Origin of the sequence: Escherichia sp. E.sYA108 (assembly GCF_011754335.1) — a bacterium.
GTDB lineage: Bacteria > Pseudomonadota > Gammaproteobacteria > Enterobacterales > Enterobacteriaceae > Escherichia > Escherichia coli.
The window spans coordinates 3,295,646-3,316,313 of sequence record NZ_JAAQVZ010000001.1 but is presented as its reverse complement, the minus strand read 5'-3'; the positions used below and the strand labels follow the sequence as shown (position 1 = coordinate 3,316,313).

Genomic DNA, 20,668 nt, shown 5'->3' with positions numbered 1-20,668 from the left:
GTTTATATATAATTAATCAACGGATGATTCACATGAAGAATACTAAATTATTGCTGGCGATTGCGACCTCTGCAGCCTTACTGACAGGATGTCAGAATACGCACGGTATTAATACCGATTTGGCTATCAGCTCAGGTCTGAATGCTTATAAAGCCGCAACATTAAGCGATGCTGATGCTAAAGCAATCGCCAATCAGGGCTGTGTCGAAATGGACAGCGGCAATAAAGTGGCAAGCAAATCCAGCAAGTACGGGAAACGTCTGGCAAAAATCGCCAAAGCATTGGGTAACAATATTAATGGCACGCCAGTCAACTATAAGGTTTATATGACCAGCGACGTCAACGCATGGGCGATGGCGAACGGTTGTGTTCGTGTCTACAGTGGCCTGATGGACATGATGAACGACAACGAAATTGAAGGCGTTCTGGGCCATGAACTGGGCCACGTCGCGTTGGGTCACTCGCTGGCTGAAATGAAAGCTTCTTATGCGATCGTGGCCGCACGCGATGCCATTTCAGCTACCAGCGGTGTGGCTTCCCAGCTTTCCCGTTCACAATTAGGTGATATCGCAGAAGGCGCTATCAATGCTAAATACTCCCGTGATAAAGAATCCGAAGCAGATGATTTCTCTTTTGATCTGTTGAAGAAACGTGGCATCAGTACCCAGGGGCTGGTTGGTAGCTTTGAAAAACTGGCCAGCCTGGATGGCGGTCGCACCCAGTCCATGTTTGATTCTCACCCACCATCAACAGAGCGTGCGCAACACATCCGTGATCGTATCGCCTCTGGTAAGTAAATCATTGTCATCTTTCGGGCTGGTCTTCTGCCAGCCCGCTATAATTGCGCAATAAATCCCCATCTGAATACAGACAAAACTGGTTTTTGCACACAACGTTAACGATTTGTGGCGTCGGCGCGTATAATGCGCGCGGTTATGTTAACGGTACGCCTGTTTTAAGGAGATAAAGATGACGGCAATTGCCCCGGTTATTACCATTGATGGCCCAAGCGGTGCAGGGAAAGGCACCTTGTGTAAGGCTATGGCGGAAGCGTTGCAATGGCATCTGCTGGATTCGGGTGCAATTTATCGCGTACTGGCACTAGCGGCATTACATCACCATGTTGATGTTGCATCGGAAGATGCGCTGGTGCCGCTGGCATCCCATCTGGATGTACGTTTTGTGTCAACCAACGGTAATCTGGAAGTGATCCTCGAAGGGGAAGATGTCAGCGGCGAAATTCGTACTCAGGAAGTGGCGAATGCTGCTTCACAAGTCGCGGCATTCCCACGCGTTCGTGAAGCATTATTGCGTCGCCAACGCGCGTTTCGCGAATTACCAGGCCTGATTGCCGATGGCCGCGACATGGGAACGGTGGTATTCCCTGATGCGCCAGTGAAAATTTTCCTTGACGCCTCCTCGGAAGAACGTGCGCATCGCCGCATGCTACAGTTGCAGGAGAAGGGCTTTAGTGTTAACTTTGAGCGCCTTTTGGCCGAGATCAAAGAACGCGACGACCGCGATCGTAACCGAGCGGTAGCGCCACTGGTTCCGGCAGCCGATGCTTTAGTGTTGGATTCCACCACCTTAAGCATTGAGCAAGTGATTGAAAAAGCGCTACAATACGCGCGCCAGAAATTGGCTCTCGCATAAGCGACCGAATTTGCAGTACCCCCGTTGCAATGGAATGACAGCGGGTATGTTAAACAACCCCATCCGGCATGGAGCCAGGTGGACGTTAAATATAAACCTGAAGATTAAACATGACTGAATCTTTTGCTCAACTCTTTGAAGAGTCCTTAAAAGAAATCGAAACCCGCCCGGGTTCTATCGTTCGTGGCGTTGTTGTTGCTATCGACAAAGACGTAGTACTGGTTGACGCTGGTCTGAAATCTGAGTCCGCCATCCCGGCTGAGCAGTTCAAAAACGCCCAGGGCGAGCTGGAAATCCAGGTAGGTGACGAAGTTGACGTTGCTCTGGACGCAGTAGAAGACGGCTTCGGTGAAACTCTGCTGTCCCGTGAGAAAGCTAAACGTCACGAAGCCTGGATCACGCTGGAAAAAGCTTACGAAGATGCTGAAACTGTTACCGGTGTTATCAACGGCAAAGTTAAGGGCGGCTTCACTGTTGAGCTGAACGGTATTCGTGCGTTCCTGCCAGGTTCTCTGGTAGACGTTCGTCCGGTGCGTGACACTCTGCACCTGGAAGGCAAAGAGCTTGAATTCAAAGTAATCAAGCTGGATCAGAAGCGCAACAACGTTGTTGTTTCTCGTCGTGCCGTTATCGAATCCGAAAACAGCGCAGAGCGCGATCAGCTGCTGGAAAACCTGCAGGAAGGCATGGAAGTTAAAGGTATCGTTAAGAACCTCACTGACTACGGTGCATTCGTTGATCTGGGCGGCGTTGACGGCCTGCTGCACATCACTGACATGGCCTGGAAACGCGTTAAGCATCCGAGCGAAATCGTCAACGTGGGCGACGAAATCACTGTTAAAGTGCTGAAGTTCGACCGCGAACGTACCCGTGTATCCCTGGGCCTGAAACAGCTGGGCGAAGATCCGTGGGTAGCTATCGCTAAACGTTATCCGGAAGGTACCAAACTGACTGGTCGCGTGACCAACCTGACCGACTACGGTTGCTTCGTTGAAATCGAAGAAGGCGTTGAAGGCCTGGTACACGTTTCCGAAATGGATTGGACCAACAAAAACATCCACCCGTCCAAAGTTGTTAACGTTGGCGATGTAGTGGAAGTTATGGTTCTGGATATCGACGAAGAACGTCGTCGTATCTCCCTGGGTCTGAAACAGTGCAAAGCTAACCCGTGGCAGCAGTTCGCGGAAACCCACAACAAGGGCGACCGTGTTGAAGGTAAAATCAAGTCTATCACTGACTTCGGTATCTTCATCGGCCTGGACGGCGGCATCGACGGCCTGGTTCACCTGTCTGACATCTCCTGGAACGTTGCAGGCGAAGAAGCAGTTCGTGAATACAAAAAAGGCGACGAAATCGCTGCAGTTGTTCTGCAGGTTGACGCAGAACGTGAACGTATCTCCCTGGGCGTTAAACAGCTCGCAGAAGATCCGTTCAACAACTGGGTTGCTCTGAACAAGAAAGGCGCTATCGTAACCGGTAAAGTAACTGCAGTTGACGCTAAAGGCGCAACCGTAGAACTGGCTGACGGCGTTGAAGGTTACCTGCGTGCTTCTGAAGCATCCCGTGACCGCGTTGAAGACGCTACCCTGGTTCTGAGCGTTGGCGACGAAGTTGAAGCTAAATTCACCGGCGTTGATCGTAAAAACCGCGCAATCAGCCTGTCTGTTCGTGCGAAAGACGAAGCTGACGAGAAAGATGCAATCGCAACTGTTAACAAACAGGAAGATGCAAACTTCTCCAACAACGCAATGGCTGAAGCTTTCAAAGCAGCTAAAGGCGAGTAATTCTCTGACTCTTCGGGATTTTTATTCCGAAGTTTGTTGAGTTTACTTGACAGATTGCAGGTTTCGTCCTGTAATCAAGCACTAAGGGCGGCTACGGCCGCCCTTAATCAATGCAGCAACAGCAGCCGCTTAATTTGCCTTTAAGGAACCGGAGGAATCATGACCAAGTCAGAATTGATAGAAAGACTTGCCACCCAGCAATCGCACATTCCCGCCAAGACGGTTGAAGATGCAGTAAAAGAGATGCTGGAGCATATGGCCTCGACTCTTGCGCAGGGCGAGCGTATTGAAATCCGCGGTTTCGGCAGTTTCTCTTTGCACTACCGCGCACCACGTACCGGACGTAATCCGAAGACTGGCGATAAAGTAGAACTGGAAGGAAAATACGTTCCTCACTTTAAACCAGGTAAAGAACTGCGCGATCGCGCCAATATTTACGGTTAAGTTTTTACTCAAACTTGAACGCGAGAAAAGCACCTGTCGGGTGCTTTTTTCATTTCTCTAATCTGGAACTGGAAGCTGCCTCGCAGAGTTTTGAGCAGTTTTCACCCTATCGTTAAATTCTTCTGAACGTGCCTCGGGGAACGCAAAACTCCCACCAGACAACCGTTCAACAAAGTTGCACACTTTCTATAAACAGGGAGGGTGCATGAAAATAACGACAGTCGGCGTATGCATAATTTGCGGAATTTTTCCGTTGCTGATTTTGCCCCAATTGCCTGGGACAGTAACCCTTGCGTTTCTGACTCTCTTCGCCTGTGTACTGGCATTTATCCCTGTTAAAACCGTCCGTTATATCGTGCTGACGTTGCTGTTTTTCGTTTGGGGCATATTAGCAGCAAAGCAAATTTTGTGGGCAGGAGAAACCTTAACTGGCGCGACGCAGGATGCAATTGTTGAGATCATTGCTACTGACGGCATGACCACTCATTACGGTCAAATTACTCATCTACAAGGTCGACGTATATTCCCTGCGCCAGGCCTCGTACTGTATGGCGAATATCTTCCGCAAGCGGTTTGTGCCGGACAAGTATGGTCAATGAAACTCAAAGTTCGTGCAGTTCATGGTCAACTTAATGATGGCGGCTTTGATAGCCAGCGTTATGCCATTGCCCAGCATCAACCGCTCACCGGCCGTTTTCTGCAGGCAAGTGTCATTGAACCGAATTGTAGCCTGCGTGCACAGTATCTGGCGTCACTACAAACAACGCTGCAACCCTATATGTGGAACGCGGTTATTCTTGGATTAGGTATGGGGGAACGGTTATCCGTCTCCAAAGAAATCAAAAATATCATGCGTGATACTGGAACGGCGCATTTAATGGCGATATCAGGATTGCACATCGCTTTTGCGGCGTTGCTGGCTGCAGGACTCATTCGCGGTGGGCAAGTTTTTCTGCCTGGGTGCTGGATCCACTGGCAAATGCCATTAATTGGTGGAATCTGCTGTGCTGCTTTTTATGCCTGGCTTACGGGAATGCAACCTCCTGCATTGCGTACCGTGGTGGCGCTTGCCATTTGGGGAATGCTTAAGTTAAGTGGACGACAATGGAGTGGCTGGGATGTATGGATATGTTGTCTGGCGGCAATTTTGCTGATGGATCCTGTTGCCATTCTCTCGCAAAGTTTATGGCTATCTGCCGCTGCGGTCGCGGCACTGATTTTTTGGTATCAGTGGTTTCCCTGTCCGGAGTGGCAGCTGCCGCCGGTATTGCGCGCGGTTGTTTCCCTCATCCATCTGCAACTGGGAATCACCCTCCTGCTTATGCCCGTGCAAATTGTCATATTTCATGGCATTAGTCTGACCTCGTTTATTGCAAATCTTTTTGCAATTCCCCTGGTGACATTTATCACGGTTCCGTTGATTCTCGCCGCGATGGTTGTGCATTTAAGCGGGCCGTTTATTCTGGAACAAGGGTTATGGTTTCTTGCCGACCGGTCTTTGGCTTTACTTTTCTGGGGGTTAAAGAGTTTGCCGGAAGGGTGGATCAACATTGCTGAACGTTGGCAATGGCTAACATTTTCCCCATGGTTCTTACTGGTGGTATGGCGATTAAACGCCTGGCGAACGTTGCCAGCAATGTGTGTGGCTGTAGGCTTGCTGATGTGCTTGCCGCTGTGGCAAAAACCTCGACCTGACGAGTGGCAAGTGTACATGCTTGATGTCGGGCAAGGGCTGGCAATGGTCATTGCGCGAAACGGCAAAGCGATTCTCTATGACACGGGACTGGCCTGGCCCGAAGGGGATAGTGGGCAACAACTGATTATCCCCTGGCTCCACTGGCATAATCTTGAACCGGAAGGCGTTATTTTGAGTCATGAACATCTGGATCACCGGGGAGGGCTGGACTCAATATTGCACACATGGCCGATGTTATGGATCCGAAGTCCGTTAAACTGGGAACATCATCAGCCCTGTGTGCGTGGCGAAGCGTGGCAATGGCAAGGATTGCGTTTCAGCGCGCACTGGCCTTTACAAGGTAGCAACGATAAAGGAAATAACCATTCCTGTGTGGTTAAGATTGATGACGGGACGAATAGCATTCTTCTAACCGGTGATATTGAAGCCCCCGCTGAACAAAAGATGCTAAGCCGTTACTGGCAGCAAATGCAGGCAACATTACTTCAGGTACCTCACCATGGCAGTAATACCTCATCATCGTTGCCATTAATTCAGCGAGTGAATGGAAAAGTGGCACTCGCATCGGCATCGCGCTATAACGCATGGCGACTGCCCTCAAGCAAAGTTAAACATCGCTATCAACAACAGGGTTATAAGTGGCTTGATACTCCACATCAGGGTCAAATAACGGTCAATTTTTCAGCGCAAGGCTGGCGGATTAGCAGCCTCAGAGAGCAAATTTTACCTCGTTGGTATCATCAGTGGTTTGGCGTGCCAGTGGATAACGGGTAGAATATGCGGCTATTTCAACAAATGCTGGTTTTTTGAATGCATAACGACAAAGATCTCTCTACGTGGCAGACGTTCCGCCGACTGTGGCCAACCATTGCGCCTTTTAAAGCGGGTCTGATCGTGGCGGGCGTAGCGTTAATCCTCAACGCAGCCAGCGATACCTTCATGTTATCGCTCCTTAAGCCACTTCTTGATGATGGCTTTGGTAAAACAGATCGCTCCGTGCTGATGTGGATGCCGCTGGTGGTGATCGGGCTGATGATTTTACGTGGTATCACCAGCTATATCTCCAGCTACTGTATCTCCTGGGTATCAGGAAAGGTGGTAATGACTATGCGTCGCCGCCTGTTTGGTCACATGATGGGAATGCCGGTTTCATTCTTTGACAAACAGTCAACGGGTACGCTGTTGTCACGTATCACCTACGATTCCGAACAGGTCGCTTCTTCTTCTTCCGGCGCACTGATTACTGTTGTGCGTGAAGGTGCGTCGATCATCGGCCTGTTCATCATGATGTTCTATTACAGTTGGCAACTGTCGATCATTTTGATTGTGCTGGCACCGATTGTTTCGATTGCGATTCGCGTTGTATCGAAGCGTTTTCGCAACATCAGTAAAAACATGCAGAACACCATGGGGCAGGTGACCACCAGCGCCGAACAAATGCTGAAAGGCCATAAAGAAGTATTGATTTTCGGTGGTCAGGAAGTGGAAACGAAACGCTTCGATAAAGTCAGCAACCGAATGCGTCTTCAGGGGATGAAAATGGTTTCAGCCTCTTCTATCTCTGATCCGATCATTCAGCTGATCGCCTCTTTGGCGCTGGCGTTTGTTCTGTATGCGGCAAGCTTCCCAAGTGTCATGGATAGCCTGACTGCCGGTACGATTACCGTTGTTTTCTCTTCAATGATTGCACTTATGCGTCCGCTGAAATCGCTGACCAACGTTAACGCCCAGTTCCAGCGTGGTATGGCGGCTTGTCAGACGCTGTTTACCATTCTGGACAGTGAGCAGGAGAAAGACGAAGGTAAGCGCGTGATCGAGCGTGCGACTGGCGACGTGGAATTTCGCAATGTCACCTTTACTTATCCAGGACGTGACGTGCCCGCATTGCGTAACATCAACCTGAAAATTCCGGCAGGGAAGACGGTTGCTCTGGTTGGACGATCTGGTTCAGGTAAATCAACCATCGCCAGCCTAATCACACGTTTTTACGATATTGATGAAGGCGAAATCCTGATGGATGGTCACGATCTGCGCGAGTATACCCTGGCGTCGTTACGTAACCAGGTTGCTCTGGTGTCGCAGAATGTCCATCTGTTTAACGATACGGTTGCCAACAACATTGCTTACGCAAGGACTGAACAGTACAGCCGTGAGCAAATTGAAGAAGCTGCGCGTATGGCCTACGCCATGGACTTCATCAATAAGATGGATAACGGTCTCGATACAGTCATTGGTGAAAACGGCGTGCTGCTCTCTGGCGGTCAGCGTCAGCGTATTGCTATCGCTCGAGCCTTGTTGCGTGATAGCCCGATACTGATTCTGGACGAAGCTACCTCGGCGTTGGATACCGAATCCGAACGTGCGATTCAGGCGGCACTGGATGAGTTGCAGAAAAACCGTACCTCTCTGGTGATTGCCCACCGCTTGTCTACCATTGAAAAGGCAGACGAAATCGTGGTTGTCGAGGATGGTGTCATTGTGGAACGCGGTACGCATAACGATTTGCTTGAGCACCGTGGCGTTTACGCGCAACTTCACAAAATGCAGTTTGGCCAATGATCGAAAAAATCTGGTCTGGTGAATCCCCTTTATGGTGGCTATTGCTGCCACTCTCCTGGTTGTATGGCCTGGTGAGTGGCGCGATCCGTCTTTGCTATAAACTAAAACTGAAGCGCGCCTGGCGTGCCCCCGTACCGGTTGTCGTGGTTGGTAATCTCACCGCAGGCGGCAACGGAAAAACCCCGGTCGTTGTCTGGCTGGTGGAACAGCTGCAACAGCGCGGTATTCGCGTGGGGGTCGTATCGCGGGGATATGGTGGTAAGGCTGAATCTTATCCGCTGTTATTGTCGGCAGATACCACCACAGCACAGGCGGGTGATGAACCTGTGTTGATTTATCAACGCACTGGCGCGCCTGTTGCGGTTTCTCCCGTGCGTTCTGACGCGGTAAAAGCCATTCTGGCGCAACACCCTGATGTGCAGATCATCGTAACCGACGATGGTTTACAGCATTATCGTCTGGCGCGTGATGTGGAAATTGTCGTTATTGATGGTGTGCGTCGCTTTGGCAATGGCTGGTGGTTGCCGGCGGGGCCAATGCGTGAGCGAGCGGGGCGCTTAAAGTCGGTTGATGCGGTAATCGTCAACGGCGGTGTCCCCCGCAGCGGTGAAATCCCCATGCATCTGCTGCCGGGTCAGGCGGTGAATTTACGTACCGGTACGCGTTGTGACGTTGCTCAGCTTGAACATGTGGTGGCGATTGCGGGGATTGGGCATCCGCCGCGCTTTTTTGCCACGCTGAAGATGTGCGGCGTACAACCGGAAAAATGTGTACCGCTGGCCGATCATCAGTCTTTGAATCATGCGGATGTCAGCGCGTTGGTAAGCGCCGGACAAACGCTGGTAATGACTGAAAAAGATGCGGTGAAATGCCGGGCCTTTGCAGAAGAAAATTGGTGGTATTTGCCTGTAGACGCACAGCTTTCAGGTGATGAACCAGCGAAACTGCTTGCGCAACTAACCTCGCTGGCTTCTGGCCACTAGTTACGCCGCGGCAGCGTTCGATTGATGGAGTCATGAATGTCGCTGCCGCACCTCTCCCTTGCTGATGCGCGTAATCTTCACCTTGCCGCGCAAGGCCTGTTAAACAAACCCCGCCGTCGAGCGTCGTTGGAGGATATTCCGGCAACGATCTCCCGCATGTCCTTGCTGCAAATCGATACCATCAATATTGTTGTCCGTAGCCCATATCTGGTGCTTTTCAGCCGTCTGGGAGATTATCCTGCGCAGTGGCTGGATGAGTCTCTGGCGCGTGGAGAATTAATGGAATACTGGGCGCATGAAGCCTGCTTTATGCCGCGTAGCGATTTTCGTCTTATTCGCCACCGCATGCTGGCACCTGAAAAAATGGGCTGGAAATATAAAGACGCCTGGATGCAGGAACATGCGGCGGAAATTGCACTGTTAATTCAGCATATTCATGATAAGGGGCCGGTACGTTCAGCCGATTTTGAGCATCCTCGTAAAGGGGCGAGCGGCTGGTGGGAGTGGAAGCCGCATAAACGACATCTGGAAGGTTTATTTACTGCCGGAAAGGTGATGGTGATTGAACGGCGCAACTTCCAGCGCGTTTATGATTTAACTCACCGTGTCATGCCTGAGTGGAATGATGAGCGCGATCTCGTTTCGCAAGCAGAAGCAGAAATCATCATGCTGGATAACAGTGCGCGTAGCCTGGGAATATTTCGCGAACAGTGGCTGGCAGATTACTACCGGCTAAAACGTCCGGCACTGGCGGCGTGGCGTGAAGCGAGGGCTGAACAGCAGCAAATCATTGCTGTGCATGTTGAAAAATTGGGTAATCTTTGGCTGCATGCTGATTTGCTGCCGCTACTCGAGCGTGCGCTCGCCGGAAAGCTCACTGCAACGCACAGCGCGGTACTTTCGCCTTTTGATCCTGTTGTCTGGGATCGCAAACGCGCGGAGCAGCTTTTTGATTTTAGCTACCGGCTGGAGTGCTATATCCCAGCGCCGAAACGCCAGTATGGCTATTTTGTTCTGCCGTTATTACATCGTGGGCAATTAGTTGGGCGAATGGATGCCAAAATGCATCGCCAGACAGGCATCCTTGAAGTTATCTCTCTGTGGTTACAGGAAGGCATTAAACCGACGACAACGCTGCAAAAAGGGTTACGTCAGGCGATTACTGATTTCGCTAACTGGCAGCAGGCAACGCGGGTGACATTAGGACGCTGCTCGCAAGGCCTCTTTACTGATTGTCGCGCCGGCTGGGAAATAGACCCCGTCGCATAAATGATTATGATAAGATTTATGCATTCATAACCCGATCCATCTGGAGGAACTATGGATCATCGTCTGCTTGAAATCATTGCCTGCCCGGTTTGCAACGGAAAACTTTGGTATAACCAGGAAAAACAAGAGCTTATTTGCAAACTGGACAACCTGGCTTTCCCGCTGCGCGATGGCATTCCAGTGTTGCTGGAAACGGAAGCCCGCGTGTTGACTGCTGATGAGAGTAAATCATGAGTTTTGTGGTCATTATTCCCGCGCGTTACGCGTCCACGCGTCTGCCCGGTAAACCATTGGTTGATATTAACGGCAAACCCATGATTGTTCATGTTCTTGAACGCGCGCGCGAATCAGGTGCCGAGCGCATCATCGTGGCAACCGATCATGAGGATGTTGCCCGCGCTGTTGAAGTCGCTGGCGGCGAAGTATGTATGACGCGCGCCGATCATCAGTCAGGTACAGAACGTCTGGCGGAAGTTGTCGAAAAATGCGCATTCAGCGACGACACGGTGATCGTTAATGTGCAGGGTGATGAACCGATGATCCCTGCGACAATCATTCGTCAGGTTGCTGATAACCTCGCTCAGCGTCAGGTGGGTATGGCGACTCTGGCGGTGCCAATCCACAATGCGGAAGAAGCGTTTAACCCGAATGCGGTGAAAGTGGTTCTCGACGCCGAAGGGTACGCACTGTACTTCTCTCGCGCCACCATTCCGTGGGATCGTGATCGTTTTGCAAAAGACCTTGAAACCGTAGGCGATAACTTCCTGCGTCATCTTGGTATTTATGGCTACCGAGCAGGCTTTATCCGTCGTTATGTTACCTGGCAGCCAAGTCCGTTAGAACATATCGAAATGTTAGAGCAGCTTCGTGTTCTGTGGTACGGCGAAAAAATCCACGTTGCTGTCGCCCAGGAAGTTCCTGGCACAGGTGTGGATACCCCTGAAGATCTCAAGCGCGTTCGCGCCGAAATGCGCTAATTTCACTTCACGACACTCCAGCCAATTTTGGGAGGAGTGTCGTACCGTTACGATTTTCCTCAATTTTTCTTTTCAACAATTGATCTCATTCAGGTGACATCTTTTATATTGGCGCTCATTATGAAAGCAGTAGCTTTTATGAGGGTAATCTGAATGGAACAGCTGCGTGCCGAATTAAGCCATTTACTGGGCGAAAAACTCAGTCGTATTGAGTGCGTCAATGAAAAAGCGGATACGGCGTTGTGGGCTTTGTATGACAGCCAGGGAAACCCAATGCCGTTAATGGCAAGAAGCTTTAGTGCGCCCGGAAAAGCCCGACAACTGGCATGGAAAACCACCATGCTGGCAAGAAGTGGGACTGTCCGTATGCCGACTATTTATGGTGTGATGACGCACGAAGAACACCCCGGCCCCGATGTCCTGCTACTGGAGCGAATGCGTGGTGTTTCGGTGGAGGCACCAGCCCGAACACCAGAACGCTGGGAACAACTCAAAGATCAAATCGTTGAAGCCTTACTGGCCTGGCACCGTCAGGACAGTCGTGGTTGCGTCGGCGCGGTCGACAATACTCAGGAAAATTTCTGGCCCTCATGGTACCGGCAACATGTTGAAGTGCTATGGACCACGCTCAATCAGTTCAATAACACCGGTCTAACGATGCAGGATAAGCGGATCCTGTTTCGCACTCGCGAATGTCTCCCGGCATTATTTGAAGGCTTTAACGACAATTGTGTACTGATTCACGGTAACTTCTGTTTACGTAGCATGCTGAAAGATTCGCGCAGCGATCAGTTACTGGCGATGGTCGGACCGGGACTAATGCTTTGGGCACCGCGAGAATACGAACTGTTCCGACTAATGGATAATTCTCTGGCGGAAGATTTGCTCTGGAGTTATCTGCAACGCGCGCCAGTGGCGGAGTCGTTCATCTGGCGGCGTTGGTTGTATGTGTTATGGGATGAAGTTGCGCAACTGGTTAATACCGGACGATTTAGTCGGCGCAACTTCGATCTGGCATCAAAATCACTCTTGCCGTGGCTCGCCTGACGAACCTTTTAGCCACTGCCAGATGCGGCCAAGCGTTTCATAGCCAACACGATCGCTATGCATCAACCAGACCGGAGAAGGGATTGCCCGTTCCCACGGATTAAGCGGCGAGTCGATGGCCAACTGATTCGCCGGGGCTGGTAGCGGATTTAACCCTTCCTGCTGAAAAAAGATCATCGCCCGCGGCAGATGTGATGCGGAGGTCACCAGCAGGAAAGGTGCGTCACCAATCGCCTGTTTCACTGCTGCAGCTTCTTCTTCGGTATCTTTTGGCAAATCCAGGGTGATAATTTGCTCGCGCGGCACGCCCAGCGATTGCGCAACTCTGGCACCTACTTCCGCTGTGCTCACCGTATTGGTTTTAGCTACGCCTCCCGTAAAGATCAGTTTTGATCCCGGATTTTCGCGCCATAAGCGAATACCTTCATTCAGGCGTGGCAGACTGTTATTGATTAAATTAGAGCTCGGCGCCCACTGCGGGTTCCAGGTATAACCACCTCCGAGCACCACGATATAGTCCACTTTTTGCGAATTATTCCATGTCGGATAAGTGCTTTCGATGGGACGCAACAGGCGGTCGGCTATCGGTTGCAAACTCAATAACAAGAGCGCCAGCCACCCAATGCTAATAAAAATCTTCCCGGTTTTTTGAAAACGGCTAAACCACAGCAGCGCCAGGCCAGCGCCAATAATCAACAACATCAGCGGAAGTGGCAGCAACATATTGCCAATCACTTTTTTCAGTGTAAAAAGCATCCTTTCTGGTTCCTTTTTTGACCATATAGCAAGGGATCGCCAGCGATATTACACCAGACGGGTTCATTCTCGCCGTGGCTGTGACAAAATAGCGTCTTTATCAGAAAACGTCTTAGCCAACCGGTGGAGAAAGCAATGCAGGATCGCAATTTTGATGATATTGCGGAAAAGTTTTCCCGTAACATTTACGGCACCACCAAAGGGCAGCTTCGACAGGCTATTCTGTGGCAGGATCTCGATCGCGTGCTGGCGGAAATGGGCCCGCAAAAACTGCGTGTGCTGGATGCTGGCGGCGGAGAAGGGCAGACCGCAATCAAAATGGCCGAGCGCGGGCATCAGGTCATTTTATGCGATCTTTCTGCGCAGATGATCGACCGCGCAAAACAGGCGGCAGAAGCAAAAGGTGTGAGCGACAACATGCAATTTATACATTGCGCCGCTCAGGATGTTGCTTCGCATTTGGAAACGCCCGTTGATCTGATATTGTTCCATGCGGTGCTCGAGTGGGTGGCCGATCCCCGCAGCGTATTACAGACCCTGTGGTCAGTGTTGCGTCCAGGCGGCGTATTGTCGTTAATGTTCTACAATGCGCATGGTTTGTTGATGCATAACATGGTCGCCGGGAATTTTGATTACGTGCAGGCGGGAATGCCGAAAAAGAAAAAACGGACGCTTTCGCCAGATTATCCACGCGACCCGGCGCAGGTTTATCTGTGGCTGGAAGAAGCTGGTTGGCAAATTCTGGGTAAGACAGGCGTTCGCGTGTTTCATGATTATCTGCGCGAGAAGCACCAGCAGCGCGACTGCTATGAAGCATTACTTGAATTAGAAACGCGTTATTGCCGTCAGGAACCGTATATTACCTTGGGGCGTTATATTCATGTCACCGCGCGCAAACCGCAGAGCAAGGATAAAGTATGAGTGAATTTTCCCAGACAGTCCCCGAACTGGTTGCCTGGGCCAGAAAAAATGACTTCTCCATCTCGCTGCCGGTAGACCGACTCTCTTTTCTGCTGGCGGTTGCCACGCTGAACGGCGAGCGTCTGGATGGTGAGATGAGTGAAGGCGAGCTGGTGGATGCATTCCGCCATGTGAGTGATGCGTTTGAGCAAACCAGCGAAACCATCGGCGTGCGCGCCAACAACGCGATCAACGACATGGTGCGTCAACGTCTGCTGAACCGCTTTACCAGCGAGCAGGCGGAAGGGAACGCAATTTACCGTCTGACGCCGCTCGGCATCGGCATCACTGACTATTACATTCGTCAGCGCGAGTTTTCTACGCTGCGCCTTTCTATGCAATTGTCGATTGTGGCGGGTGAGCTCAAGCGCGCAGCAGATGCCGCCGAAGAGGGCGGTGATGAATTTCACTGGCACCGTAATGTTTATGCGCCACTGAAATATTCGGTAGCAGAAATTTTCGACAGTATCGACCTGACGCAACGTCTGATGGATGAACAGCAGCAGCAGGTGAAGGATGATATCGCCCAGTTGTTGAACAAAGACTGGCGGGCGGCGATTTCCAGCTGTGAATTGTTGCTTTCAGAAACTTCCGGAACGCTGCGTGAATTGCAGGATACGCTGGAAGCGGCAGGCGATAAATTGCAGGCCAACCTGTTACGCATTCAGGATGCGACGATGACCCATGACGACCTGCATTTTGTCGATCGTCTGGTGTTCGATCTTCAGAGCAAACTCGACCGTATTATCAGTTGGGGCCAGCAATCCATCGACTTGTGGATTGGCTACGACCGCCACGTACACAAATTTATTCGTACTGCGATCGATATGGATAAAAACCGCGTCTTTGCTCAGCGGTTACGTCAGTCGGTACAAACCTATTTTGATGAGCCGTGGGCGCTAACTTATGCCAATGCCGATCGTCTGCTGGATATGCGTGACGAAGAGATGGTACTGCGCGATGAAGAAGTGACTGGGGAACTTCCTGAGGATCTGGAGTACGAAGAGTTTAACGAGATCCGCGAACAGCTGGCGGCGATCATCGAAGAACAACTTGCCGTGTACAAAACCAGACAAGTGCCGTTGGATCTTGGTCTGGTGGTACGCGAATATCTGTCACAGTATCCGCGTGCACGTCACTTTGACGTTGCGCGCATTGTTATTGATCAGGCGGTACGTCTTGGCGTAGCGCAAGCAGATTTCACCGGACTGCCAGCGAAATGGCAGCCGATTAATGATTACGGAGCCAAGGTACAGGCGCATGTCATCGACAAATATTGAACAAGTGATGCCGGTTAAGCTGGCGCAGGCGCTGGCGAATCCGTTATTTCCGGCGCTGGATAGCGCCTTACGTTCAGGCCGTCATATTGGCCTCGACGAACTGGATAATCATGCATTCCTGATGGATTTTCAGGAATATCTGGAAGAGTTTTACGCGCGTTATAACGTTGAGCTTATTCGTGCACCGGAAGGGTTCTTCTATCTACGCCCACGTTCCACCACGCTGATCCCTCGTTCCGTCTTGTCGGAACTGGATATGATGGTCGGGAAAATCCTCTGTTATCTCTATCTCAGCCCGGAACGGCTGGCGAATGAGGGGATTTTTACTCAACAGGAACTGTACGACGAACTGCTCACCCTGGCCGATGAAGCGAAACTGCTGAAACTGGTGAACAACCGTTCAACCGGTTCAGACGTTGACCGTCAGAAGTTGCAGGAAAAAGTACGTTCTTCGCTCAACCGTCTGCGTCGTTTAGGCATGGTGTGGTTTATGGGCCACGACAGCAGCAAGTTCCGCATTACCGAATCGGTGTTCCGCTTCGGAGCCGATGTGCGTGCTGGCGACGATCCCCGTGAAGCACAGCGTCGCCTGATTCGTGATGGTGAAGCAATGCCGATTGAAAATCATCTGCAACTCAACGATGAAACCGAAGAGAGTCAGCCAGATAGCGGAGAGGAAGAATAATGATTGAACGCGGTAAATTTCGCTCACTGACGCTGATTAACTGGAACGGCTTTTTTGCCCGAACTTTTGACCTTGACGAGCTGGTCACGACGCTTTCTGGCGGTAACGGGGCGGGTAAATCCACCACCATGGCGGCGTTCGTTACGGCGCTTATCCCCGACCTGACCCTGCTGCATTTCCGTAACACTACGGAAGCCGGGGCCACCAGCGGTTCGCGCGATAAAGGTCTGCACGGTAAGCTGAAAGCGGGTGTCTGTTATTCGATGCTCGACACCATTAACTCGCGCCACCAGCGTGTAGTGGTCGGTGTGCGTCTGCAACAGGTTGCCGGACGCGATCGTAAAGTGGATATCAAACCATTTGCCATTCAGGGCCTGCCGATGTCGGTGCAGCCGACACAACTGGTGACCGAAACTCTGAACGAACGCCAGGCGCGCGTGCTGCCGCTTAACGAGCTGAAAGACAAGCTCGAGGCGATGGAAGGCGTGCAGTTTAAACAGTTCAACTCCATTACCGATTACCACTCGCTGATGTTCGAGCTGGGCATCATCGCGCGTCGTCTGCGCTCAGCGTCTGACCGTAGTAAATTCTATCGTCTGATCGAAGCCTCGCTGTATGGCGGGATCTCCAGCGCCATTACTCGTTCTCTGCGCGACTACCTGTTGCCGGAAAACAGTGGGGTGCGGAAAGCGTTCCAGGACATGGAAGCGGCGCTGCGTGAAAACCGCATGACGCTGGAAGCGATTCGTGTCACCCAGTCGGACCGTGACCTGTTTAAGCATCTGATCAGCGAAGCCACCAACTACGTGGCGGCGGACTACATGCGTCACGCCAACGAGCGCCGTGTTCATCTCGATAAGGCCCTGGAGTTTCGTCGCGAGCTACATACTTCGCGTCAGCAACTGGCGGCTGAGCAGTACAAACACGTCGACATGGCGCGAGAGCTGGCTGAGCACAACGGTGCCGAAGGCGATCTGGAAGCGGATTATCAGGCGGCCAGCGATCACCTGAACCTGGTGCAAACCGCACTGCGTCAGCAGGAGAAGATCGAACGCTACGAAGCGGATCTCGATGAGCTGCAGATCCGTCTGGAAGAGCAAAACGAAGTGGTGGCAGAAGCCATCGAACGCCAGGAAGAGAACGAGGCTCGTGCGGAAGCTGCCGAACTGGAAGTGGACGAGCTGAAAAGCCAGCTTGCTGACTACCAGCAGGCGCTGGACGTCCAGCAAACGCGCGCGATCCAGTATAACCAGGCGATTGCTGCGCTTAATCGTGCCAAAGAACTGTGCCATCTGCCGGACTTAACCGCCGACAGCGCTGCCGAATGGCTGGAAACCTTCCAGGCGAAAGAGCTGGAAGCGACCGAAAAAATGCTCTCTCTTGAGCAGAAAATGAGCATGGCGCAAACCGCGCACAGCCAGTTTGAGCAGGCTTATCAGCTGGTGGTGGCAATCAACGGCCCGCTGGCGCGTAACGAGGCGTGGGATGTCGCTCGCGAACTATTGCGCGAAGGGGTCGATCAGCGTCACCTGGCAGAGCAGGTTCAGCCGTTGCGGATGCGCTTAAGCGAACTGGAACAGCGTCTGCGTGAGCAGCAAGAAGCTGAGCGTCTGCTGGCAGATTTCTGCAAACGTCAGGGCAAGAATTTTGATATTGATGAACTGGAAGCTCTGCATCAGGAGCTGGAAGCACGCATTGCCTCTCTTTCCGATAGCGTCTCTAACGCCCGAGAAGAGCGGATGGCACTGCGCCAGGAGCAGGAACAGCTGCAGTCTCGCATTCAGAGTTTGATGCAGCGTGCGCCGGTTTGGCTGGCAGCGCAAAACAGTCTCAACCAGTTGAGCGAACAGTGCGGCGAAGAGTTCACCTCCAGCCAGGATGTCACCGAATTTCTGCAACAGTTGCTGGAGCGCGAGCGCGAGGCAATTGTTGAACGCGATGAAGTAGGCGCGCGCAAAAACGCCGTCGATGAAGAGATCGAACGTTTAAGCCAGCCAGGTGGTTCTGAAGATCAGCGTCTGAACGCGCTGGCGGAGCGTTTTGGTGGTGTGCTGCTGTCAGAAATTTATGACGACGTTAGCCTGGAAGATGCGCCGTACTTCTCAGCACTGTATGGCCCGTCACGCCACGCCATCGTGGTGCCAGATCTGTCACAGGTAACCGAACACCTGGAAGGCTTGACCGATTGCCCGGAAGATCTCTATTTGATCGAAGGGGATCCGCAGTCATTCGATGACAGCGTGTTCAGCGTTGATGAGCTGGAAAAAGCGGTGGTGGTGAAAATCGCCGATCGTCAGTGGCGTTATTCACGTTTCCCGGAAGTGCCGCTGTTTGGTCGTGCTGCGCGTGAAAGCCGTATTGAAAGCCTCCATGCCGAGCGGGAAGTGCTTTCCGAACGCTTCGCCACGCTCTCCTTTGATGTACAGAAAACCCAGCGTCTGCATCAGGCGTTCAGCCGCTTTATCGGCAGTCATCTGGCGGTGGCGTTTGAGTCTGACCCGGAAGCAGAAATCCGTCAACTGAACAGCCGTCGCGTCGAACTGGAACGGGCGTTGAGTAATCATGAAAATGATAACCAGCAGCAGCGTATTCAGTTTGAGCAGGCGAAAGAGGGCGTTACGGCGCTGAACCGCATTCTGCCGCGTCTCAACCTGTTGGCTGATGACAGCCTGGCGGATCGCGTCGATGAAATCCGCGAACGTCTGGATGAAGCCCAGGAAGCCGCGCGTTTTGTTCAGCAGTTTGGCAATCAACTGGCGAAACTGGAACCGATCGTTTCGGTATTGCAGAGCGACCCGGAACAGTTCGAACAGTTAAAAGAAGATTACGCGTACTCTCAGCAGATGCAGCGCGATGCCCGTCAGCAGGCGTTTGCCCTGACGGAAGTGGTGCAGCGTCGTGCGCACTTTAGCTACTCTGACTCGGCAGAAATGCTTAGCGGTAACAGCGATCTCAACGAAAAACTGCGTGAACGTCTGGAACAGGCGGAAGCGGAGCGTACCCGCGCTCGTGAAGCGTTGCGCGGACACGCAGCGCAGTTGAATCAGTACAACCAGGTGCTGGCTTCGCTGAAAAGTTCGTATGACACCAAAAAAGAGCTACTTAACGATCTGCAACGTGAATTGCAGGATATCGGCGTGCGTGCTGCTAGCGGGGCAGAAGAGCGGGCACGTATTCGCCGTGACGAGTTGCACGCGCAACTGAGCAATAACCGTTCACGACGCAATCAACTGGAAAAAGCGCTTACATTCTGCGAAGCGGAGATGGACAACCTGACCCGTAAACTGCGCAAGCTGGAGCGGGATTACTTTGAGATGCGCGAGCAGGTAGTGACCGCCAAAGCGGGCTGGTGTGCGGTGATGCGCATGGTGAAAGATAATGGCGTTGAGCGTCGCTTACACCGTCGTGAGCTGGCTTATCTCTCCGCTGATGATTTGCGTTCCATGTCGGATAAGGCGTTAGGTGCGCTGCGTCTGGCGGTGGCAGATAACGAACATCTGCGCGACGTGCTGCGGATGTCGGAAGATCCAAAACGTCCGGAACGTAAAATTCAGTTCTTCGTGGCGGTTTATCAGCATCTGCGTGAACGTATTCGTCAGGATATTATTCGTACCGATGATCCGGTGGAAGCTATCGAACAGATGGAGATCGAGCTTAGCCGTCTGACCGAAGAATTAACCTCCCGTGAACAGAAACTGGCGATCAGTTCCCGCAGCGTGGCGAACATCATTCGCAAAACCATTCAGCGCGAGCAGAACCGTATCCGTATGCTCAACCAGGGGTTGCAGAACGTATCGTTTGGCCAGGTGAACAGCGTACGTCTGAACGTGAACGTACGTGAAACGCACGCCATGCTGCTGGATGTGCTCTCTGAACAGCACGAGCAGCATCAGGATCTGTTTAACAGCAACCGCCTGACCTTCTCAGAAGCGCTGGCGAAACTGTATCAACGTCTTAACCCGCAGATTGATATGGGGCAGCGCACGCCGCAGACCATCGGTGAAGAACTGCTGGATTACCGCAACTATCTGGAAATGGAAGTTGAGGTTAACCGTGGTTCCGATGGCTGGTTGCGTGCAGAGTCTGGTGCATTGTCGACCGGTGAGGCGATTGGTACCGGTATGTCGATTCTGGTGATGGTGGTACAAAGCTGGGAAGATGAATCTCGCCGCCTGCGCGGTAAAGATATCTCTCCTTGCCGCCTGCTGTTCCTCGATGAAGCAGCGCGACTGGATGCTCGTTCTATCGCCACGCTGTTTGAATTGTGTGAACGTTTGCAAATGCAGCTCATCATCGCAGCGCCGGAAAATATCAGTCCGGAAAAAGGCACCACCTATAAACTGGTGCGTAAAGTCTTCCAGAATACCGAACACGTTCACGTCGTCGGCCTGCGAGGATTTGCGCCGCAACTCCCTGAAACGCTTCCAGGAAGTGACGAAGCGCCTTCCCAGGCGAGTTAAAATGAAGGCGGCAGCAATGCCGCCTTTTCTTTTTCCGAAAACTCCGTTTCTGCACTAAAAAAGTGGCACATTACGGCGCGCTTTTCTTTAAACTTCTTTACATTAGGTTATGTAA

At 51.9% G+C, this 20,668-nt stretch carries 16 protein-coding genes; 15 read left to right on the top strand and 1 reads right to left on the bottom strand.

Annotation, left to right across the window (positions count from 1 at the left end; translation table 11 throughout):
* The first annotated feature begins 32 nt into the window (after positions 1-32).
* From ycaL to HBM92_RS15945, 11 genes are all read left to right on the top strand, one after another.
* On the top strand, positions 33-797 hold the full coding sequence (ycaL, locus tag HBM92_RS15995; RefSeq protein ID WP_001313710.1) for a metallopeptidase YcaL: 765 nt from the start codon (positions 33-35) through the stop codon (positions 795-797).
* Between the two features lie 172 nt (positions 798-969).
* Entirely contained in the window at positions 970-1,653 is a 684-nt protein-coding gene (cmk, locus tag HBM92_RS15990) for a (d)CMP kinase (RefSeq protein WP_000125016.1), read from the top strand.
* 110 nt (positions 1,654-1,763) lie between these two features.
* Positions 1,764-3,437, top strand: coding sequence for a 30S ribosomal protein S1 (rpsA, locus tag HBM92_RS15985; RefSeq protein ID WP_000140327.1), 1,674 nt, complete (start codon positions 1,764-1,766; stop codon positions 3,435-3,437).
* A 159-nt stretch (positions 3,438-3,596) separates the two neighbouring features.
* Positions 3,597-3,881, top strand: coding sequence for an integration host factor subunit beta (ihfB, locus tag HBM92_RS15980; protein WP_000167336.1), 285 nt, complete (start codon positions 3,597-3,599; stop codon positions 3,879-3,881).
* Positions 3,882-4,086: 205 nt separating this feature from the next.
* Positions 4,087-6,351, top strand: a complete 2,265-nt coding sequence (locus tag HBM92_RS15975) for a ComEC family protein (protein WP_000705738.1) — start codon at positions 4,087-4,089, stop codon at positions 6,349-6,351.
* 36 nt (positions 6,352-6,387) lie between these two features.
* A complete protein-coding gene (gene msbA / locus HBM92_RS15970) occupies positions 6,388-8,136 on the top strand; it encodes a lipid A ABC transporter ATP-binding protein/permease MsbA (protein ID WP_000551259.1) in 1,749 nt (582 codons plus the stop codon).
* Positions 8,133-9,119: a tetraacyldisaccharide 4'-kinase gene (gene lpxK, locus HBM92_RS15965; RefSeq protein WP_000570571.1), complete on the top strand. Its 987-nt coding sequence runs from the start codon at positions 8,133-8,135 to the stop codon at positions 9,117-9,119. Before msbA ends, lpxK begins: the two co-directional genes overlap by 4 nt.
* A gap of 36 nt (positions 9,120-9,155) precedes the next feature.
* On the top strand, positions 9,156-10,388 hold the full coding sequence (gene ycaQ / locus HBM92_RS15960) for a crosslink repair DNA glycosylase YcaQ (RefSeq protein ID WP_000056556.1): 1,233 nt from the start codon (positions 9,156-9,158) through the stop codon (positions 10,386-10,388).
* A 51-nt stretch (positions 10,389-10,439) separates the two neighbouring features.
* Positions 10,440-10,622 carry a protein YcaR gene (ycaR, locus tag HBM92_RS15955; protein WP_000350058.1) on the top strand — a complete coding sequence of 61 codons (183 nt, stop codon included), beginning with the start codon at positions 10,440-10,442 and terminating at the stop codon, positions 10,620-10,622.
* Positions 10,619-11,365 (top strand): 3-deoxy-manno-octulosonate cytidylyltransferase, encoded by a 747-nt coding sequence (gene kdsB, locus HBM92_RS15950; RefSeq protein ID WP_000011621.1) that lies wholly within the window; start codon positions 10,619-10,621, stop codon positions 11,363-11,365. The genes ycaR and kdsB overlap by 4 nt, the downstream gene beginning before the upstream one ends.
* A gap of 153 nt (positions 11,366-11,518) precedes the next feature.
* Positions 11,519-12,412, top strand: a complete 894-nt coding sequence (locus HBM92_RS15945) for a YcbJ family phosphotransferase (RefSeq protein WP_000436900.1) — start codon at positions 11,519-11,521, stop codon at positions 12,410-12,412.
* Here HBM92_RS15945 and elyC read toward each other — a convergent pair.
* Entirely contained in the window at positions 12,389-13,168 is a 780-nt protein-coding gene (gene elyC / locus HBM92_RS15940) for an envelope biogenesis factor ElyC (protein ID WP_000899583.1), read from the bottom strand. The two genes, HBM92_RS15945 and elyC, sit on opposite strands and share 24 nt — an antisense overlap.
* Positions 13,169-13,303: 135 nt before the next feature.
* Here elyC and cmoM point away from each other — a divergent pair, with 135 nt between their 5' ends.
* The 4 genes from cmoM to mukB are packed head-to-tail and all read left to right on the top strand — an operon-like array spanning position 13,304 to position 20,553.
* On the top strand, positions 13,304-14,089 hold the full coding sequence (gene cmoM, locus HBM92_RS15935) for a tRNA uridine 5-oxyacetic acid(34) methyltransferase CmoM (protein ID WP_001304765.1): 786 nt from the start codon (positions 13,304-13,306) through the stop codon (positions 14,087-14,089).
* Complete coding sequence (gene mukF, locus HBM92_RS15930) at positions 14,086-15,408, top strand: chromosome partition protein MukF (RefSeq protein WP_001288856.1); 1,323 nt, start codon at positions 14,086-14,088, stop codon at positions 15,406-15,408. The genes cmoM and mukF overlap by 4 nt, the downstream gene beginning before the upstream one ends.
* On the top strand, positions 15,389-16,093 hold the full coding sequence (gene mukE, locus HBM92_RS15925; protein ID WP_001295931.1) for a chromosome partition protein MukE: 705 nt from the start codon (positions 15,389-15,391) through the stop codon (positions 16,091-16,093). The genes mukF and mukE overlap by 20 nt, the downstream gene beginning before the upstream one ends.
* The gene (gene mukB, locus HBM92_RS15920) at positions 16,093-20,553 is read left to right on the top strand and encodes a chromosome partition protein MukB (protein WP_000572716.1); all 4,461 of its coding nucleotides are present in this window, start codon (positions 16,093-16,095) and stop codon (positions 20,551-20,553) included. Before mukE ends, mukB begins: the two co-directional genes overlap by 1 nt.
* Positions 20,554-20,668 lie beyond the last annotated feature (115 nt).

Excerpts from the sequence above, each read along its gene's own strand:
- ycaL (WP_001313710.1), top strand. The coding sequence starts at position 33 with ATGAAGAATACTAAATTATTGCTGGCGATTGCGACCTCTGCAGCCTTA.
- cmk (WP_000125016.1), top strand. The coding sequence starts at position 970 with ATGACGGCAATTGCCCCGGTTATTACCATTGATGGCCCAAGCGGTGCA.
- rpsA (WP_000140327.1), top strand. The coding sequence starts at position 1,764 with ATGACTGAATCTTTTGCTCAACTCTTTGAAGAGTCCTTAAAAGAAATC.
- ihfB (WP_000167336.1), top strand. The coding sequence starts at position 3,597 with ATGACCAAGTCAGAATTGATAGAAAGACTTGCCACCCAGCAATCGCAC.
- HBM92_RS15975 (WP_000705738.1), top strand. The coding sequence starts at position 4,087 with ATGAAAATAACGACAGTCGGCGTATGCATAATTTGCGGAATTTTTCCG.
- msbA (WP_000551259.1), top strand. The coding sequence starts at position 6,388 with ATGCATAACGACAAAGATCTCTCTACGTGGCAGACGTTCCGCCGACTG.
- lpxK (WP_000570571.1), top strand. The coding sequence starts at position 8,133 with ATGATCGAAAAAATCTGGTCTGGTGAATCCCCTTTATGGTGGCTATTG.
- ycaQ (WP_000056556.1), top strand. The coding sequence starts at position 9,156 with ATGTCGCTGCCGCACCTCTCCCTTGCTGATGCGCGTAATCTTCACCTT.
- ycaR (WP_000350058.1), top strand. The coding sequence starts at position 10,440 with ATGGATCATCGTCTGCTTGAAATCATTGCCTGCCCGGTTTGCAACGGA.
- kdsB (WP_000011621.1), top strand. The coding sequence starts at position 10,619 with ATGAGTTTTGTGGTCATTATTCCCGCGCGTTACGCGTCCACGCGTCTG.
- HBM92_RS15945 (WP_000436900.1), top strand. The coding sequence starts at position 11,519 with ATGGAACAGCTGCGTGCCGAATTAAGCCATTTACTGGGCGAAAAACTC.
- elyC (WP_000899583.1), bottom strand. The coding sequence starts at position 13,168 with ATGCTTTTTACACTGAAAAAAGTGATTGGCAATATGTTGCTGCCACTT.
- cmoM (WP_001304765.1), top strand. The coding sequence starts at position 13,304 with ATGCAGGATCGCAATTTTGATGATATTGCGGAAAAGTTTTCCCGTAAC.
- mukF (WP_001288856.1), top strand. The coding sequence starts at position 14,086 with ATGAGTGAATTTTCCCAGACAGTCCCCGAACTGGTTGCCTGGGCCAGA.
- mukE (WP_001295931.1), top strand. The coding sequence starts at position 15,389 with ATGTCATCGACAAATATTGAACAAGTGATGCCGGTTAAGCTGGCGCAG.
- mukB (WP_000572716.1), top strand. The coding sequence starts at position 16,093 with ATGATTGAACGCGGTAAATTTCGCTCACTGACGCTGATTAACTGGAAC.